Consider the following 896-nt stretch of genomic DNA (forward strand, 5'->3'; position numbering starts at 1 on the left):
GATCAACGATGGCCGGGATGCCTTCCATCGCCGAGCCGCCTATAGTCACGCCCATGGCGTCTAGCAGCGTCTCCTTGGCATGGCGGACCGCATCGGCCGGCAGGTCGTCGTACTGCGTCCGCAGCGCCATGCGGCACAGCGTGGCCATTGGGTCTTCGATATCTTGCTGCACATATTTCGTCATGGTCCCGATTCCTTGCATTGGTGCAAGGTCAAGGCGCGATGGCAAACTTGCCGTCCTTGACGGTGAGCACCAGCGCTCCGATCTGCGGTCGGCGGTCGACCTGGTTCCAAACGCCGGAGCCGACGATCACTGGAACGTCCTTCAGTCTCAGATAGGCATCGCGCACCTTTTCACGCGTCGGCGTGGGGCCGGCTTCCTTGAGGGCCGCCAGCGCGACCTGCGCCAGCGTGTAGCCGATGGCGGCGAAGCTGTCGGGCTCCATCTGATAGCGAGCCTGGTAAGCCGCGTCGAAAGCCTTGTTGAGCGGGCGATCGATGCCGATCACGTAGTCGGAGATGACGTAGGAGCCGTCCGAGTCCTTGCCCGCGATGGCGATGAACTTCGGTGATGCAACAGCCAGCGAGCCGATGATGCGCACTTTCCCGGGCACGCCCGCCTTGCGTAATTGCGTCGCTAGGTTGGCGGCCTGCTCGGCGTAGCTGGAGATGTAGATCGCATCCACGTCCAGGCTCTTGAGCTTGGTGGCCAAGGGCAGGAAGTTGGCATCCTGGCTCACGATGGCGTCCTCGGCGGCCACGCTGCCGCCGCCGGCCTTGAAGGCGTCGCGGAAGATGTTCTTGTATTCGATCAGTGACTCGTTGGTACGGTCGAACACCAGCGCCACTTTGCGAATGGGGGTTTTCTCCAGCAGGTACTTGGTGAGGATGGGGCC

2 protein-coding genes are annotated in these 896 nt (G+C 62.6%); both read right to left on the reverse strand.

All coding sequences use genetic code 11. The annotated features are described in order from the left end of the window. Positions 1-184: hypothetical protein (locus tag JHD63_RS22695; protein ID WP_198973058.1), on the reverse strand; the 184-nt coding region annotated here is incomplete at its 3' end. Between the two features lie 28 nt (positions 185-212). Then, the coding region (locus JHD63_RS22700) for an ABC transporter substrate-binding protein (RefSeq protein ID WP_198973059.1) at positions 213-896 on the reverse strand (684 nt) is incomplete at its 5' end.

The sequence above is a fragment of the Xylophilus sp. ASV27 genome (assembly GCF_016428875.1).
Taxonomy (GTDB): Bacteria; Pseudomonadota; Gammaproteobacteria; order Burkholderiales; family Burkholderiaceae_C; genus Xylophilus.